This window comes from Nitrosomonas communis, from assembly GCF_900114745.1.
Lineage (GTDB): Bacteria > Pseudomonadota > Gammaproteobacteria > Burkholderiales > Nitrosomonadaceae > Nitrosomonas > Nitrosomonas communis_A.
Genome location: NZ_FOUB01000008.1, coordinates 37,946 through 55,185, shown reverse-complemented (window position 1 = coordinate 55,185; position 17,240 = coordinate 37,946). Strand labels below are relative to the sequence as shown.

The window sequence follows — 17,240 nt, the reverse complement described above, 5'->3', positions numbered from 1 at the left end:
ACATTGAATGGTGGATAACCCGCATTATTAAGTGCGATCCAGCTATAAGGAATAAATTATGCCTTTAAACAATGACATTGCCAATGACATTGCAAAGATAATTGCAGCACGTCATCACGATCCTTTTACTCTATTAGGCCGTCATGATAAGGAGGGCATGACAATTGTCCGTGCCTTCAAACCCCATGCTAAATCTGTCACGATTGCAGAAAACGGACTGACTATGCAACGAGTGGGTGACACTGACCTTTTTGAATGGCAAGGTGACGGCCGCAACCTGCCGCAACACTACCGTTTTATCTGGCACGACTACGATAATTACGAACATATTGCTCATGATCCCTATACCTACCTGCCTCAGCTTAGTGATTTTGATCTTCACTTATTTGCTGAAGGAAAACATTGGCATGCTTACCGTTTTTTGGGCGCTCATCCACACGAAGTTGACAATGTCAGGGGAACGCTGTTCTCTGTATGGGCGCCTAGCGCAGAACGTGTGAGCGTTATCGGTGATTTTAATCGCTGGGATGGCCGTTGCCATCCGATGCGTGTCCGTCAGGGTTATGGCGTATGGGAGCTTTTTATCCCTGATGTTCATCCCGGCATGCTCTATAAATATGAGATTCGTAATCGGGAGCACGGTACTATCCATTCGAAAATTGACCCGTATGGACAAGAATTTGAACTACGTCCACGCAACGCATCGATCATTGCTAAAGAAACCAGCTATCAATGGGGTGACCAAAATTGGCTGGAGCAACGTAGCCAGTTTGACTGGCAACATCAACCCGTGTCAATCTACGAAATTCACCTGGGTTCGTGGCAACGTGGCATGGAAGGTGAATTTCTTAACTATCGGGAAATAGCCAATCGGCTGGTGCCTTATGTGATTGAAATGGGTTTCACTCACATCGAACTGTTGCCAGTAACCGAGCATCCTTTCGATCTTTCTTGGGGTTATCAAGTTACTGGATATTATGCGCCTACCAGCCGATTTGGTTCTCCAGATGATTTTTGTTATTTTGTCGATTATCTGCACCAGCATAATATCGGGGTTATTCTCGATTGGGTGCCTGCGCATTTTCCCAAGGATGCGCATGGCTTAGCACGTTTTGATGGCACGCCGCTATACGAGCATGGCGATCCACGTAAAGGTGAACACTTGGACTGGTCCACCTTGATTTTTAACTATAGCCGCCATGAAGTAAAAAATTTCCTGCTCTCAAGTGCGCTTTATTGGTTGGAACAATTCCATATTGACGGATTACGGGTGGATGCAGTGGCCTCCATGCTCTACCTTGACTACTCGCGCACAGAATGGATACCTAATCAATTCGGTGGCAGAGAAAACCTGGAAGCGATTGATTTTTTGCGTCAAGTCAACACCGTTGTTCATGGTCAGTGTCCTGGCGTGCTGATCTTTGCAGAAGAATCCACCTCTTGGCCACAAGTGACCAAACCTGCCGATAGCGGCGGACTGGGTTTTGATATCAAATGGAATATGGGGTGGATGAATGATTCTCTGGCCTATTGGTCCAAAGATCCCATTTATCGACAGTACCATTACAATACCCTTACGTTCAGTATGCTGTATGCTTTTTCAGAGAACTTCATTTTGCCGTTTTCTCACGATGAAGTCGTGCACGGCAAGGGTTCCATGCTGAACAAGATGCCCGGTGATGAGCGGCAACGTTTTGCCAACTTGCGACTGATCTATACTTATCTGTTTACTCATCCCGGTAAAAAATTACTCTTTATGGGGACAGAATTTGGTCAGGGGCTTGAATGGGACAGTGCTGGAGTTCTAGATTGGTATGTACTTGAGTATGCTTACCATAAAGGTGTGCAACTGCTAGTAAAGGATTTGAATCACCTGTATCACCACACTACAGCGCTTCATCAATATGATTTTGAGTGGCAGGGATTTGAATGGATTGATTGTAATGACAACAGAAATTCGATTTTAACCTATCTACGAAAGTCAGATGAGAATTTTCTGGTGGTTGCACTTAATCTTACCCCTGTCCTCCATGAAAATTACAGAATGGGTGTGCCAGAATCTGGTGCTTATAAAGAAATTTTTAATTCGGATTCGAATTTTTATGCGGGGAGTAATGTAGGCAATGGTGATGTAAATCTAGTGGCAGAAGCCATAGAATGGAACGGAAGACCGTATTCCATAAGCTTAACGCTGCCGCCATTAGGCGCAATCATTCTGGAAAAATTGATTTCATGACGTAAATTTATGAGATATTGAGGCTAGTCTGGATTGCCTGGTTGATCGCAGACATTCGAAATACCTTATAGTTTGTTATTGAGTTTTATGTTTTCGCTATTGTTTATCATCCAGGCTAGATCACTGTTCCTGCGATACGTGATAGCATAATCTCATCTTGAAAATAAAAAGGAAAGGACAATGAGTGAGCCGGCTGTACCAGGATTTTTTGTTCGATTTTTTCTCGCATTCGGTGTTTATTTTCGCTTCCTCTTTAATAAGGAATTTGCTGGTGCCGTCTTGCGCATAGGTAAAGGTGAAATCACCGCTTCCGCCAGTGAGACACCTCCCATCGAAGCCAGGCCTCAGGCAGTGGCGCCGATGCTGAAGGAAGCACCACCCGATTCGGCGCTGCAGTTGTTAGGACTATTACAGCAAGAGGGGCGTTTTATTGATTTTATAGAGGAAGATGTCGCGCGGTTTTCCGATGCGGATATTGGTGCAGCCGTCAGAGTAGTGCATGAGGGGTGTCGGAAAGTCTTGCATGACCATATGATGACGGGACCTGTGCGCGAGGAACAAGAAGGTGCGCGAGTAACGTTGCACGCGGGCTTTGATGCCTCAGCTATTCGTTTGACGGGTAAAGTGGTTGGTCAGCCCCCATTTAGTGGTACTTTGGTTCACCGCGGCTGGCGGGTTAACAATATCACCTTGCCAAAACTCGCAGAAGGTCATGATGTGAAAGTATTAGCTCCGGCAGAGATAGAACTGTGAAAGAAGCAAAATATAGCATAGGTATTGATTTAGGTACGACACATTGCGCCGTATCCTGTGTGGATCTGGCGCAAAGTCAGGGAGAAACGGTGGCGCAAGCAACCATAGGAATACCCCAACTGACTTCACCAGGTAACGTAGAAGAGAAAGTGTTACTTCCTTCTTTTTTATACTTACCTCATCCCGATGAGTTTGCGCAAAATGATTTAATGCTGCCATGGGATAGCGAACGACAATATGTCGTGGGTGAATTGGCACGTAGTCAGGGGATGCGCACCCCGATACGGGTCGTATCTAGTGCAAAAAGCTGGTTGTGCCATCCGGGAGTGGACCGGCGCTCAGCACTCTTGCCACTGGACGCACCCGATGAAATTGAAAAAATTTCACCTTTGCAGGCTTCCATTCATTACTTGCAAGATTTGCACGATGCATGGAATAACCAACACCCCGATGCACCTTTAGCCCAACAGTCGGTGACGATCACTGTCCCTGCCTCCTTTGATCCTGCAGCGCGGGATCTGACTGCTGAAGCTGCGCGGGCGATCGGACTAGATCAATTTCTTCTTCTCGAAGAACCACAGGCGGCATTATACAGTTGGTTACAAGCAACCGGAGGGAACTGGCGTAAGCAGGTGAAACCCGGTGATATCATCCTGGTGATAGACGTAGGTGGGGGGACAACTGATTTGTCCTTGATTGCGGTGACTGAACAGGAAGGTAATCTTGTCTTGCAGCGTATCGCGGTGGGCGATCATATCTTGCTGGGCGGTGACAATATGGATTTGGCGTTAGCCCATGTGGTCAGTTCCAAACTTGCCAATCAAGGCACTCGTCTTGAGCCGTGGCAATTGCATGGCTTGACTCATGCATGTCGTACTGCGAAAGAAATCCTACTCAATGATCCCAATGCGGAAACAGTTCCCGTTGTCGTTCCCAGCCGGAGCTCGCGTTTAATTGGCGGCACTTTGCGCACTGAATTAACTCGTGCTGAGGTGATGCAAACCATTGTGGAGGGTTTTTTTCCAAAAGTGGAAGTGATGGCACAATTGGTCTCCCGGCCACGTGGTGCATTAACCAAACTCGGGTTACCCTATGCGCAGGATGCTGCTATTACCAGGCATTTAGCAGCATTTCTGACGCGACAAGTGGGTGCTGCTGCAGAATTAACGGGTTTTGAAAATGCATTAGCAGAGGGTGCAAGTTTTTTGCATCCGACAGCCGTGCTGTTTAATGGCGGAGTGTTTAAGGCACCGTTGCTGACTGAACGCGTGAGTGAAGTAATCAATAGCTGGTTACAAAAGGAGAATTCTCCCACTATACGCTTGTTAGAAGGTGCGGATTTAGATCTCGCCGTGGCGAAAGGTGCAGCCTATTATGGTTATGTCAGACTTGGCCAGGGCGTACGGATTCGCGGGGGTACCGCCAAGTCATATTATATCGGGGTAGAAAGTGCTATGCCAGCGGTTCCCGGTGTTGAGCCTCCTATCCAGATACTGTGCGTTGCGCCTTTTGGCATGGAGGAAGGGACGCGTACTGAAGTACCTAGCCAGGAGTTTGGTCTGGTTGTCGGTGAGCCGGTAAGGTTTCGCTTTTTCGGTTCATCGGTGCGGCGTGAAGATGAAGCGGGCATGATGCTGGATGAGTGGTTACCAGAAGAAATAGAGGAGCTGGAGGAAATCGAAATTAATCTACCTGCTGAGAATCACTCGCCAGGGGAAGTGGTTCCGGTACATTTGCAAGCAGCTATCACAGAAATGGGTACTCTTCACCTTGAAGCAGTTTCCCCGAATGGTGAACATTGGAAAGTAGAGTTTGATGTACGTGGAGGCGTGGAAAACAAGCCTTGAATAAAGAAAAAAATCCAGCCCGCTATATCGTCGGTATCGATTTGGGGACGACTCATACCGTCGCGGCGTACGTCGACCTGAACAAGCCCGAGCCTACGCCTAGATTATTTAACATAGAACAGTTGGTCGCGCCCGGTGAAGTAGCCGCGCAGCCGTTGTTACCTTCTTTACGTTATCATCCTGCGGCAGGTGAACTTGCCGAGCGCGATCTTCATTTGCCATGGCAGTTAAACCGCATCGATCCGCAGGAACCCAGGGCGGTATTTGGCGAACTGGCCCGTGAACTGGGTTCGCGTGTGCCGGGACGTTTGGTGGTTAGTGCAAAGAGCTGGTTGTCGTATGCGGCGGTAGATCGCATGGCACCGATTTTGCCATGGGGAGGGGCTGAAGGCATCGACAAAATTTCGCCGGTCCATGCCAGCGCCTCTTATCTGGCTTATGTACGCAGTGCCTGGAACCATCAATTTTCTGAGTATCCATTAGAAAAGCAGGAAGTCGTCATTACCATCCCAGCCTCTTTTGATGAAGGAGCCAGGACACTGACGGTGGAGGCTGCGCATTTGGCAGGTCTTACGAGTGCACGTTTGGTAGAAGAGCCGCAGGCTGCCTGTTATGACTGGCTTGCGCGCCATAAACAAGAATTACATACCTTATTAGCCGATACTCGCCTGATTTTGGTATGTGACGTGGGCGGCGGTACTACAGACTTAACCCTGATCAAGGTCACGCTCAAAAATGATCAGGCGCATCTGACCCGTATTGGGGTGGGTAATCATCTTATGTTAGGCGGTGATAACATGGATCTGGCACTGGCGCATGTCGCGGAAGGGCAGTTGGCCACTCCAGGTGCGCCGCTGAGTGCAGCTAGTCTGTCGCAACTGATGCAGCAATGCCGTAATGCCAAGGAGCGCTTGTTGAATGCCGATGCGCCGGAAAAAATAATGGTGACCATTCTGGGTACAGGCGCCAAGCTGATTGGTGGAGCGCGTTCAACTGAATTAAACCGCGATACGGTGCATCGCATGCTATTGGATGGGTTCTTACCGATCACACCGCTGGATGAGCTTCCGCATCGTATGCGCGGTGGCATTGTTGAGTTTGGATTGCCTTATGTGTCCGACCCAGCCATCAGCCGGCATATTGCTGCGTTTCTCACACTGCATGCTCAGGCTTCGCGCGAGGCATTGGGTGAGCTGGCACCTCTCGATAATCGCATTCCGATTCCGGATGCTATTTTGCTCAATGGCGGCATTTTTAACAGCACCTTGTTATCCCAGCGCTTGCTGGATATATTGGCGCAATGGCGCGGCGCACCATTGCAACATCTATTAAACACACAACCCGATCTTGCCGTGGCCTCTGGCGCAGTGGCTTACGCTATGGCACGTCATGGCCAGGGTATCCGAATCGGTGGGGGTTCAGCACGGAGTTACTTTATCCAGGTTGCTGCAGAACAAGAAGCGCAGCAGGCGGTGTGTATCTTGCCGCGTGGCACAGAAGAAGGCCAACCGCTCCAATTGACTGAACGTAATTTTGCCTTACGGATTGGTGAGCCCGTCCGTTTTCATCTCGTTTCATCCATCAGCGATGCAACGTTCCAGCCGGGAGATATCGTTACTCTGGATGACATCATGTTTACGCCACTGCCTCCCATCGCCACGGTACTCACGCAGAATAAGGATGCGGCACAGCCGCAAACGGCTGAAGTGCCGGTGCAGCTACAAACTACTTTGACTGAAGTCGGTACGCTTGAAATGGCTTGTGTTGCCCAGGATAAGCCTTCACAGCGTTGGAAGCTGGAGTTTCAATTGCGTGGCGGCAAGGGTGGACTCATATCCAGCATGTCCAGTACTTTACATCCTCGTTTTGCGGAAGCAAGTGAGCTGCTCAGTTTGGTTTATGGTCCGCCATCAAAGAAGATCAGCCCCAAGGCCATAAAAACCTTACGATTTGATATGGAAAAGATGTTAGGTAAGCGCGAGGATTGGGATACCCCTTTATTGCGGGAATTATTCGGCACACTATGGGAATGTGGCCAGCGCCGTCATTATTCCGCGGCGCATGAAAGATTATGGTTTAATTTGATTGGTTTTTGTTTACGCCCTGGTTTTGGTTATCCTCTTGATGATTGGCGAGTGCAACAGCTATGGTCCATTTATGAGCAAGGATTGCAATATACCACTGAAGCAGCAGTATGGGCGGAATGGTGGATTTTGTGGCGGCGCGTGAGCGGTGGTTTAAGTGAACCGGCTCAGTGCCAGATTCTTGATGATATCGCTTATGACTTGCAGCCCTTAAGCAAGCGTGCTCGGAAACGACCACCGGGAGCAAAGCCTCAAGGCTATGATGATATGGTACGCCTGGTCGCAACATTGGAACGTTTGCCTGCAGCACGTAAAATCGAAGTAGGAGAATGGTTGTTGGATCGCCTGCAAAAAGCGTCCGAATCACTGCAAACCTGGTGGGCGGTAGGACGTATTGGGGCAAGAGTACCGTTTTATGGCAGTGTACATAATGTTGTGCCGGCAGAGATTGCCGCCAATTGGCTGCAAATGGTGATCAAATTGGACTGGAAAAAGATCCGGCCTGCTGCCTTTGCCGCTACCATGCTGGCGCGCATGAGTGGAGATCGGGAACGGGATATTTCGCCAGAACTGCGTGCACAAATTATCCAATATTTACAAAAAGCGAAATGTCCAGAATCATGGATTGAGATGGTTGAGCATCCCACTGAGCTCCAGGAAGCAGACGAACGGAGTATGTATGGGGAGTCTCTGCCGCCCGGGCTGCGCTTGGTGCATTAAGATTGTAAGAACACACATGCAGAATTCAAGAGTTTGCTCCAATATCAAGGCGCTGCTAAAAATCAATTTTAGCGGTTTAATCCTATAACATCTGATCAGATGAAATTCACGGGGGAAGTGACCCATTTGTCACAAAAAGGGCTAGGGGTAGTTAAAAGCGAAGAGGAAAATATTTCCTATTTTGTGTTTGGCACATGGCCGGGAGATTTGGGTGAATTTGAAGTTATCGACCGACCGTTGAATAATAAGAAGTATGGCTATGCCAGGCTTGTTCAGCTCATTAAGCCATCTGACCAAAGGCAGCAGCCTGCCTGTGCTTTCCTTGGTGTCAATGAGGATTCTTGTTCGGGCTGTCCCTGGATGATTGCGGATTATGAAAGTCAGCTTGAGCAAAAACGAAACCGTTTGATTTATGCCATGAAGAGAATCGGGTTCGATGTGGAGCAATGGAACATCCCTCCAGTGCATCCTTCCCCTTTTTTATATGGCTATCGCAATCGCTTTCAGGTGAAAACTGATGGTGAGAAATTGGGTTTTGTGGCTGAGGGCTCCCATAAAATCGCACCGGTTGGTGATTGTATCACGCTGAACGATGCGTGTAGAAATCTTCTGCAAGGAATGCTCAAGAGTTTGCCGCGCGAAGATTGGGCACCTGGCGCTGGCTATGATTGGAATTTCATTGATGTCGATGATGATTTGCCAGCTGAAAATGTTCAACTCAATCAGAAACGACCGTTTAAGCAGGGGAATAGTACACAAAATGAATGGATCAAATCCTGGCTGCGTAGCAAACTCAATGAAAATCCCTGTGTTGGTAAAGTCATCGAGTTATTTTGTGGATCAGGTAATTTCACCGAAGTAATTGCTGAATCGGGATGCAGCGAAATGATTGCGTATGAATCAGGGCTCGATGCCATCAAGCAGCTCCGCGCAAAGAATCTGCCCAAAGTGGATGCGCGCCCCATTGATCTGTTTAAACCCTTTATCTGGAAGATTTTGAGAAAGAGTATTGCTGATGCCGATACCCTCGTACTCGATCCACCGCGTGCAGGGCTCAAAAACATGAAGGGTTTTTTTGAGCATTTTGTTTCGTTGAAGACGATTTATTACATTTCCTGCGATCCTGAAACATTTGCCCGCGATGCTTGGTCTTTTTCAAAAAAAGGCTGGTCGATTGCCGAGATTCAGCTGGTCGATTTATTTCCTCATACGCCCCATGTGGAAACACTCGCGGTATTAAGAAAATAACTCTTAACAATAATTTGCATTCTTAAACCAATCAATGGCATCTTGAATCGCTCCCACAGCGGGGCGGGATTGATACCCCAGTTCACGTGCAGCCTTGGCGCTAGAAAAAAACATTTTCTTTTTGGCCATTTGAATACTATCAACAGTAGCGCGAGGTTCGGTTTTGGTGATTTTGGCAACCATCTCCATAGTATGCGCGAGCGGAAGCATCAGCTTCACCGGGATGCTTCTGCGCTTGGTGGGCTTACCCGTGATGTCATCGATGGTCTGGAGAATTTGCAGCAACGTCATGTTATCACCGCCCAGAATATAACGTTCTCCGCACTTCCCCTTTTTGTAAGCCAGCAGATGGCCATGCGCAATGTCATCAACATGGGCGACATTAAGTCCGGTATCGACATAGGCCGGCATTTTCCCGCGCAGCGTGTCGAGCACAATGCGTCCTGTAGGAGTGGGTTTGACATCGCGTGGACCGATTGGGGTGGATGGATTGACAATGACTAACGGAAGCTGATGCTCGCGCACGAGTTGTTGCACCATTTGCTCAGCCAGAAATTTGGAACGCTTGTAGTGTCCAGCAATCGATGCCAAATTGGAGGGGGTTTCTTCATCAGCGGGCTCGCTGTTTGAATTCAATCCCAAAGTAGCTACGCTACTGGTATATACCATGCGATCCATGCCAGCTTCAGCGCCTGCAAGGATCAGCGCTTTGGTACCATTGACATTGATATCGTACATAATAGCCGGATTAGGGACCCACAAGCGGTAATCTGCTGCGACATGGAACAGATAGTGGCAACCTGTTACCGCACGCTTTAATGAGGTGGCATCGCGTAGATCGCCTTCTGCGATCTCGATGGGGAGTTTCATCACATTGCGCCGATCACTTCCTGGCCTGACGAATGCACGGACCTCATGACCGGCTGCTAATAAGCATCTAACCACGGCTGAACCAACGAAACCATTTGCACCCGTTACCAGAGATTTCATAGTGGACCTTAAATCATTAGAGAAAATATCAAGTTAAGCTTATTTTCGTTCTCCCCATCCTGTTATTCCATTTGTAAATCAAAACTGACTTTGCCGACATTTCCCTGCCGTATTATTGATACTGTCAGCGGTTCACCTTCGCGTCATTTTTGATTTGGAAATGGAATTATAAGAGAGTGATATTAAATTCTTCTACACTTTTTTACCCAGAATATCAACTTCTGGCAGATGTCGCGAAGTCAATTCAAACATCCGTTGCAATGCCCAATCCTGGTTGGCTAATGCACTGGTAATCAGCACAGTAGCTTTGACACTCTTGCGCGAAATCTTGACTTGGTCGCCCTCAATGAAAAAACGATTTTGATTGATTTTATTCAGCGTCAGAACGGCCATACCCAGTGCCCACAGGCAGAAGCGGCGTATCCCCGTTTCCCTGGGCGGAATCATGCAGGTATAAGCCAGCGCATTGCGTAAATGAGCTTTGGCAATGCCAATTAATACGCCAAGACCCTCATCAAATCGCGGATCTGTACATCCTGGTTGCAGCTCATTAAGATCAAATCCTTTTTCTCTGAAGATATCTTGCGGCAACCAGCATGCGCCGCGCTTTCTATCTTCCCAGATATCTTTCAGGATATTGGTCATTTGCAGCCCCTGGCCGAATGAAATGGCCAATTTCATGAGAGCGGATTTGTTAAGGTTGATTTCTTCCGAATAATCACAAAACAATTCGGTCAACATTTCTCCTACAACTCCTGCAACGTGGTAACAATACCGATTCAGGGCTGCTAAATCCTTTAATCCTGCTAGTGACTCGGTATCCTGATAATCAGCCATACCTTGCCCCATAATACGAACACAACGCTCCAATGCCTTGCGTTGAGTAGGATTAAAGCTATGTGTGATGCGGATGACAGCAGGCGTGTTTTTGATCAGGTCATGTTCGGCAGGAATGGTATGATCAGAAAGCAGGGGAAATAATGCTTCTGCGAATGCTTCAGCTGCGACATTTCCGCTGACGACCTGGATAAACATTTCGGCAAACGTGCGAGTTTGCTCAGAGGATAAGCCATTATCGTCTTCCACGGTATCCACAATACGGCACAATAAATAAGCATTGCCGATGACTGGATAGAGTGAGGGGGGAAGTTGTGGGATCGTTAGCGCAAAGGTACGGGAAACCCCCTGCAAAATGCGTTCCTGGTAGCGATTATCTTCAATGCTGGCAGGGTGGGCCATGGTATAAGTCGTCATAAATCGATCTAGGCAGCTAACTGTGAAAAAACAATATGTTTATTTATACTGATTCATAGCTGATTTCAGTCCAGTATCTTTTCAGAAGCAATAAGTTGTTCTACTGTTTCCCGTGCACGAATCAAATGGATAGCATGACCATCCACCATGATTTCTGCTGCCCGTGGCCGAGTATTGTAATTTGAACTCATACTCATTCCATAGGCCCCGGCTGACATGACAGCCAGTAAATCATCTTTGGTTAAGCTTAGCTGGCGATCGTGTCCGAGAAAATCTCCCGTCTCACAGACAGGCCCGACCACCTGGTAAGTATTATTAACTTCACTAGACTTTTTAACGACCGGCAATATCTCGTGGTATGCATCGTACAGCGCTGGGCGCATCAGATCATTCATTGCAGCGTCTACAATAGCAAAATTTCGATGGGGAGCATGTTTAAGATATTCCACACGCGTCAATAATAAGCCAGTATTGCCAACTAATGAGCGGCCAGGCTCAATAAGTATGCGTTGCTTACGTTGACCAACACTGTTACATAACGCGGTGACATAATCTTTGATTGATGGAGGCGATTCCTGGCTATAACTTATACCCAGTCCACCGCCCAGATCCAGATGTTCAATACATATTCCTTGTTTCTCCAGACGATCCAGTAGAGCCAGCATTTTATTACTGGCTTCAATGAATGGGTCGATTTCGGTGAGCTGCGAGCCAATATGGCAATCCAGGCCGGTGATGCGAACGTGAGGAAGTTCATGTGCAGCAGTATGATAAATTCGCTCTGCTTCCGCCATGGGAATACCGAATTTATTTTCTTTGAGGCCCGTCGAGATATAAGGATGAGTTTTAGCATCAACGTCGGGGTTAACTCGAAGGCTTACTGGCGCAATTTTATCCATTTCCTTTGCAAGTTGGTTAAGACTCAGTAGCTCCATTTCTGATTCGACATTGAAACAAAGGATGCCTGCAGTAAGTGCCATACGCATTTCATCCTGATTCTTCCCCACACCTGAAAACACAATTTTTTGGGGATCTCCACCAGCTTTTAATACTCGTTGTAATTCGCCGCCGGAAACAATATCAAAACCACTCCCTAGACAGGCAAGAATATTGAGGATGGCTAGATTGGAGTTGGCTTTGACTGCGTAGCAAATGAGATGATCCCGTCCAGCGAAGGCGCGATTGAATTCTTGATAAGCCGCAACCAATGCGGCGCGCGAATAAACATAGCAGGGCGTGCCGAATTCTTTGGCAATCTCGATCAAGGAAGCCGATTCGGCGAAAAGTTGATCATGATTATAAGTAAATGATATGAATTTGCTCATTGATTTTTTTGTGTCTCTGTCTCCTCAGACGGTTGTGATGCTGGAGGAGATTCTTTGGGGGGAAGATAGAGCGGCCCTTTTGTTCCACAAGCAGTCAGCCAGAAAGATATGAAAGCAGCGATATACAGTAGGCGCACGAGATGTATAAAAGTTAAAAGTGACGGATATTATCATAAGCGCGTCATAGAGAGATGTGAAATGAAATTTTGTTAATCCTATTTCTTTTGGCTGAATCTATAAAATCTATCGTAAGCATGGAATTATATAGGTTTTACGGTTGAACGAAGCAATCATCCAGTGGGTGAAATGGATTTTTGAAGAAAGAACAGCCCTTTCTCTCCTGGCTAGAATCTATCTCCTCTCTGTATACATTGGTTAAAAATGCTTTTTTAGAATTGGCAAAAATTTCTACGGTAGAAATAAAAAAACTGATAAAGGCTGAAATAAACTGCTTAATTGTTTATTTTATTTATCCCTAATATTCCATTTACAAATCAAAAATGGCGCCAAGGTGAGCCGCAGACAGTATCAATAATACGGCAAGGTGAAGCTGACAAAGTCAGTTTTGATTTAGAAATGGAATGAGAGGTGACCCTGATACATTTCTTTTATTCTTTGTCAGATAATCGCTAAGCCATTGGCTTAACTTATCCGATACAGAATCACTTGCTGAGATCAAAGCAGCGACCGCGCCAGCCGCATCAGCTGAAGGAGCCGCTTGTTCGCTACAAAAGTTTTCTTGAGCGAGTAATAGGCGCGAATTTCGTTCGATCAGGCTTGCGCGCAATCGAATAATAGCCAGGCTATTGTCTGGCTTATCAAATACCTGAGTAAATTCCACTAGTTCGATGTACAAAGTATAGTCTGCCTTTAAGCCGTCATGACTACTGATCATACCATTCTGGGTAATAAGGTGATCTTTAATTCGCAGAGTAAGCAGCTTTGCTGGTGAGGCAGCCCAACGGCTGTTAGCATAGGCATAGGATCGTGCCTGATCATGGTAGGCAAGTCGATACTGAATTGCTGAGTTATCCAACCATATAGGAGCTTTAATCTCTGCTATAAAAATGCTTGTGTTAAAGGGAATTGGATTGTTATGTCCTGCAGGGCGTTGAAGGCCAAAATCATAGACGGTTACTGGAGAATTTTTTTGCGGTGTTAGCGAACAGCCAGCAAGCAATAAAAATACAATAGCGAATTTAATCATGGCATGATCTTCCGGGGCGGTACAAAACCGTTTTCTCCGGGGCCGGGTACAGTAGGAGGAGCACCAAATAGCAAGCTTTGCGGCTGTTCTTCTAATTTAAGTATCATACGGTTGATATTGTAGGAGCTTTCTGTAATGGCTGTGCTGACTTCTCGTAATTTTAGCAAAGTATCAGTGAGTTCCTGGCTATTCTGTGTCAAGCCATCTACCAAGCCGTTTTGTTGATTGATTTTTACCAAGCTTTTATTGACATCTGAAAAGAGCTGATTGGTCTGCTTAAACATAAGCCCAACATCGGAAGTTAACTCTGGTAGAGATTGAATGCTTGATTGTAGCTGATCTGCCAAACTATCGTAACGGCGCATTGCTTGTACAAGACTAGTCAGGATAGTAGAGATTTGCGTCTGATTCTGTTCGTTTAACAAAGAATTGATGCGTTTGATGGCATGGTTGGAATTATTGAGTAAATCTTCCAGTGAGGTTGAAAGTTCTTTGACAAAAGAGGGGCGCAGAGGAATACGTTCATCTGGGGAGAGGTGCTCATCCGAAGGTTCTTTACCTTCAATATTCATTTCGATAAATGCAAGTCCAGTAATTCCCAGAGTAGATAATTGTGCATAGATATTTTTTGGAAAAACGACATGGCTACGCACGGCGATGCGTATTAAGATCAGGTTCGGATTCTGCGGGTCGAACCTAATGTTTTCGACCTTGCCAACAGGGACACCACGAAAACGAACTGATGATTCAGGATTCAATCCTGCCACGGAACCTTCTTTCGATACCAGAATATAGTGGTCATGCAGTATCTTCTGGTCACTAAACCACATGATAGCAGCTGCCGCTGCCATGCTAAGGATAATGACGAATAAACCCGCTGCAAGTGCATGGGCCCGGTTTTCCATTTACAGTCCTAATGAAATAATTGCTGATAGAGGTAGGTATTATGACACCAAGTGAAGCGGTCAGTGAGATATTGACACTTATTATTTTGTTTATGATCTGATTCCATTCTCAATCAAAACTGACTTTGTCGGCTTCACCTTGCCGTATTATTTATACTGTCTGCAGCTCGCCTCCGCATCATTTTTTGATTTAGAAATGGAATGAGTCGATTTTACAACACCTCAAAGGGATTTTGATAGACCATTGAGAACTTCAGCGCAGTAAGGCTTGACACAAGTATTTTCTGCGGTAGTGTAATCAGACTCTCAATTCTTACAGGAAAAGCGATGCTTCAGTCTTTTTTACTGCTAATTTTTTCGTTGATAGGGATCATAGTCATTATTCTCGTGATTCCATTTTTGCGTCGTAACCTTGTTTCCAATTTCCTATTGAAAATTTTCCGCAAAATTCTTCCTCAGATTTCACAGACTGAGCGGGAGGCGCTCGATGCGGGTACAGTGTGGTGGGAAGGAGAACTGTTTAGCGGTAGACCCGATTGGCACAAATTACTAGCTTATCCCAAACCTACGCTCAGCCCGGAGGAAAAGGCATTTCTGGATGGTCCCGTTGAGCAACTTTGTGCAATGCTGGATGAATGGCATATCACCCACGAGTGCTATGATTTGCCACCGCATGTCTGGCACTTCATTAAAGATAACGGATTCTTCGGTTTGATTATCCCGAAGGAATATGGGGGATATGGCTTTTCGGCATTGGCGCATTCTGAGGTGGTGATGAAAATCGGCTCGCGCAGTAACACGGCAGCCGTAACAGTCATGGTGCCAAATTCGCTGGGTCCGGCTGAATTGCTATTGCATTACGGGACTGAGGAGCAGAAAAACTATTATCTACCTCGTTTAGCGAAAGGTCTTGAAGTGCCTTGTTTCGCCTTGACCGGACCAGAAGCAGGCTCTGATGCTGGATCTATCCCTGATCTGGGTATTGTATGTCGAGGTGAGTATAACGGTCAGCAAGATGTACTCGGCATGCGAGTTACATGGGAGAAACGCTACATTACGCTGGGACCGGTTGCCACTATCCTGGGATTGGCCTTCAGGTTACGTGATCCAAACAAATTACTTGGCGATCAAGAAGATCTTGGTATTACCCTAGCTTTAATTCCTACTCAAACGCCAGGTGTGAATATCGGCCGTCGTCATTTTCCGTTGAATGGGGCGTTCGAGAATGGTCCAAATTCTGGCAAAAATGTATTCATCCCCATGGAGTGGGTAATTGGTGGACGTGGGGGAGTGGGTAATGGCTGGCGGATGTTAATGAACTGTCTAGCTGCTGGGCGGTCGATTTCCCTGCCCGCTACCAGTACTGGGGCAGCTAAACTGGCTGCACGCACATGCGGTGCATACGGACGGGTGCGCGTGCAGTTTAAGACCCCCATTGGTTTTTTTGAGGGAGTGGAAGAAGTGCTGGCACGCATTGCTGGCAACACTTACATGATGGATGCGGCCAGAGTCATGACTGCTGGTGCAGTGGATCTGGGTGAAAAACCATCGGTGATTTCAGCTATTGTTAAATATCATTTGACCGAGCGTAGCCGTCAGGCGATCAATGACGCCATGGATGTCCACGGTGGCAAAGGCATTTGTATGGGGCCAAGCAACTATTTAGCCCGCACTTATCAGCAGATTCCAGTCGGCATTACAGTCGAAGGCGCCAATCTCTTGACGCGGAATATGATCATTTTCGGTCAGGGTGCGATTCGTGGCCATCCCTACGCATTGCAAGAAATCAATGCAGCTAATGATCCAGACAAAAAGCATGCTTTGATTGCATTTGATCGGGCACTGATGGGACATATTGCTTTTAGTCTGCGTAATATCTTCCGAAGCTTTTTCTTCGGTTTGGGCAGCCAATATATCAAAGGAGTACCAGAAGGTGTTTTAAGTGATACCGCTGATTATTACCGGCAATTGACTCGCTTTTCCGCTGCGTTTGCTTTATTTACCGATATTGCGATGCTAAAGCTGGGCGGAGCACTCAAACGGAAGGAAAGGATATCTGCACGACTCGGCGATATTCTCAGTATGCTGTATTTGTGTTCTGCAACACTGAAGCGCTTTGAAGATGATGGTCGACCTGCTGCAGATTTACCGCTGTTGCATTGGTCGATTCAAGATGCACGCTATCGTATTCAGCAGACCTTCGATGAATTACTGAAGAACTTTTCGGGAAGCTGGTTGATGCATTGGGTGATGCGAATACTGGTGTTCCCATTAGGGAGGAAATTTGCACCACCCTCAGATGCGCTTTCGCACACAGTTGCTCGACTGATTCTGGAGCCTGGAGAAGTGCGTGATCGTTTGACAGCAGGGATGTATGTTCCCACAGATGACAAAGAGCCCTTGGCGCATCTTGAACAGGCTATGGAATGTGCTGTGGCATGCGACGCCATCGAGATAAAATTGCGCAACGCTATTAAGGCAGGTCAATTGACTAGATCCAATGATGGAAAAGTAACCGAGGCACTGGAGCGAGGTATCATTAATCAAGAAGAAGCGGCGCTACTTGAAAAAATGAAAGTCTTGCGGCGTCGCGTGATTATGGTCGATGATTTTCCACCTGATTTTGGGAAAGCAACAGGCACCACATCATAAAATAGAGCGGGATTTCTAC

At 46.8% G+C, this 17,240-nt stretch carries 12 protein-coding genes; 6 read left to right on the top strand and 6 right to left on the bottom strand.

Annotated elements, in window-relative coordinates; all coding sequences use genetic code 11:
- The first annotated feature begins 58 nt into the window (after nt 1–58).
- The 5 genes from glgB to BM122_RS05260 all read left to right on the top strand — a co-directional run bounded on the left by glgB (nt 59) and on the right by BM122_RS05260 (nt 8,888).
- On the top strand, nt 59–2,236 hold the full coding sequence (gene glgB, locus BM122_RS05280; RefSeq protein ID WP_074904288.1) for a 1,4-alpha-glucan branching protein GlgB: 2,178 nt from the start codon (nt 59–61) through the stop codon (nt 2,234–2,236).
- Nucleotides 2,237–2,416: 180 nt separating this feature from the next.
- Nucleotides 2,417–2,989, top strand: coding sequence for a DUF2760 domain-containing protein (locus BM122_RS05275; protein ID WP_074904287.1), 573 nt, complete (start codon nt 2,417–2,419; stop codon nt 2,987–2,989).
- Nucleotides 2,986–4,836, top strand: a complete 1,851-nt coding sequence (locus BM122_RS05270) for an Hsp70 family protein (protein WP_074904285.1) — start codon at nt 2,986–2,988, stop codon at nt 4,834–4,836. Before BM122_RS05275 ends, BM122_RS05270 begins: the two co-directional genes overlap by 4 nt.
- Complete coding sequence (locus BM122_RS05265) at nt 4,833–7,640, top strand: Hsp70 family protein (RefSeq protein ID WP_074904283.1); 2,808 nt, start codon at nt 4,833–4,835, stop codon at nt 7,638–7,640. The genes BM122_RS05270 and BM122_RS05265 overlap by 4 nt, the downstream gene beginning before the upstream one ends.
- A 99-nt stretch (nt 7,641–7,739) precedes the next feature.
- A complete protein-coding gene (locus tag BM122_RS05260; protein WP_074904282.1) occupies nt 7,740–8,888 on the top strand; it encodes a class I SAM-dependent RNA methyltransferase in 1,149 nt (382 codons plus the stop codon).
- 3 nt (nt 8,889–8,891) lie between these two features.
- On the opposite strand, the gene hpnA is transcribed toward BM122_RS05260, so the two are convergent.
- From hpnA to BM122_RS05230, 6 genes are all read right to left on the bottom strand, one after another.
- On the bottom strand, nt 8,892–9,878 hold the full coding sequence (gene hpnA / locus BM122_RS05255; protein WP_074904280.1) for a hopanoid-associated sugar epimerase: 987 nt from the start codon (nt 9,876–9,878) through the stop codon (nt 8,892–8,894).
- A 192-nt stretch (nt 9,879–10,070) separates the two neighbouring features.
- On the bottom strand, nt 10,071–11,132 hold the full coding sequence (locus BM122_RS05250) for a phytoene/squalene synthase family protein (protein WP_074904278.1): 1,062 nt from the start codon (nt 11,130–11,132) through the stop codon (nt 10,071–10,073).
- Nucleotides 11,133–11,197: 65 nt separating this feature from the next.
- Nucleotides 11,198–12,457 carry a diaminopimelate decarboxylase gene (gene lysA, locus BM122_RS05245; protein WP_074904277.1) on the bottom strand — a complete coding sequence of 420 codons (1,260 nt, stop codon included), beginning with the start codon at nt 12,455–12,457 and terminating at the stop codon, nt 11,198–11,200.
- Nucleotides 12,454–12,594, bottom strand: a complete 141-nt coding sequence (lptM, locus tag BM122_RS22245) for an LPS translocon maturation chaperone LptM (RefSeq protein ID WP_218152000.1) — start codon at nt 12,592–12,594, stop codon at nt 12,454–12,456. Before lptM ends, lysA begins: the two co-directional genes overlap by 4 nt.
- A 422-nt stretch (nt 12,595–13,016) precedes the next feature.
- Nucleotides 13,017–13,664: an ABC-type transport auxiliary lipoprotein family protein gene (locus tag BM122_RS05235; protein WP_074904275.1), complete on the bottom strand. Its 648-nt coding sequence runs from the start codon at nt 13,662–13,664 to the stop codon at nt 13,017–13,019.
- Nucleotides 13,661–14,569, bottom strand: a complete 909-nt coding sequence (locus tag BM122_RS05230; RefSeq protein WP_074904273.1) for an MlaD family protein — start codon at nt 14,567–14,569, stop codon at nt 13,661–13,663. Before BM122_RS05230 ends, BM122_RS05235 begins: the two co-directional genes overlap by 4 nt.
- A 327-nt stretch (nt 14,570–14,896) precedes the next feature.
- Between BM122_RS05230 and BM122_RS05225 the strand changes: the two genes are divergently transcribed.
- Entirely contained in the window at nt 14,897–17,221 is a 2,325-nt protein-coding gene (locus BM122_RS05225; RefSeq protein WP_218151999.1) for an acyl-CoA dehydrogenase, read from the top strand.
- Nucleotides 17,222–17,240 lie beyond the last annotated feature (19 nt).

What these genes read in the sequence shown, in the direction of transcription:
- BM122_RS05275 (WP_074904287.1), top strand. Translation starts at nt 2,417, where the DNA reads ATGAGTGAGCCGGCTGTACCAGGATTTTTTGTTCGATTTTTTCTCGCA.
- BM122_RS05260 (WP_074904282.1), top strand. Translation starts at nt 7,740, where the DNA reads ATGAAATTCACGGGGGAAGTGACCCATTTGTCACAAAAAGGGCTAGGG.
- hpnA (WP_074904280.1), bottom strand. Translation starts at nt 9,878, where the DNA reads ATGAAATCTCTGGTAACGGGTGCAAATGGTTTCGTTGGTTCAGCCGTG.
- lysA (WP_074904277.1), bottom strand. Translation starts at nt 12,457, where the DNA reads ATGAGCAAATTCATATCATTTACTTATAATCATGATCAACTTTTCGCC.
- BM122_RS05250 (WP_074904278.1), bottom strand. Translation starts at nt 11,132, where the DNA reads ATGACGACTTATACCATGGCCCACCCTGCCAGCATTGAAGATAATCGC.
- BM122_RS05230 (WP_074904273.1), bottom strand. Translation starts at nt 14,569, where the DNA reads ATGGAAAACCGGGCCCATGCACTTGCAGCGGGTTTATTCGTCATTATC.
- glgB (WP_074904288.1), top strand. Translation starts at nt 59, where the DNA reads ATGCCTTTAAACAATGACATTGCCAATGACATTGCAAAGATAATTGCA.
- BM122_RS05235 (WP_074904275.1), bottom strand. Translation starts at nt 13,664, where the DNA reads ATGATTAAATTCGCTATTGTATTTTTATTGCTTGCTGGCTGTTCGCTA.
- BM122_RS05225 (WP_218151999.1), top strand. Translation starts at nt 14,897, where the DNA reads ATGCTTCAGTCTTTTTTACTGCTAATTTTTTCGTTGATAGGGATCATA.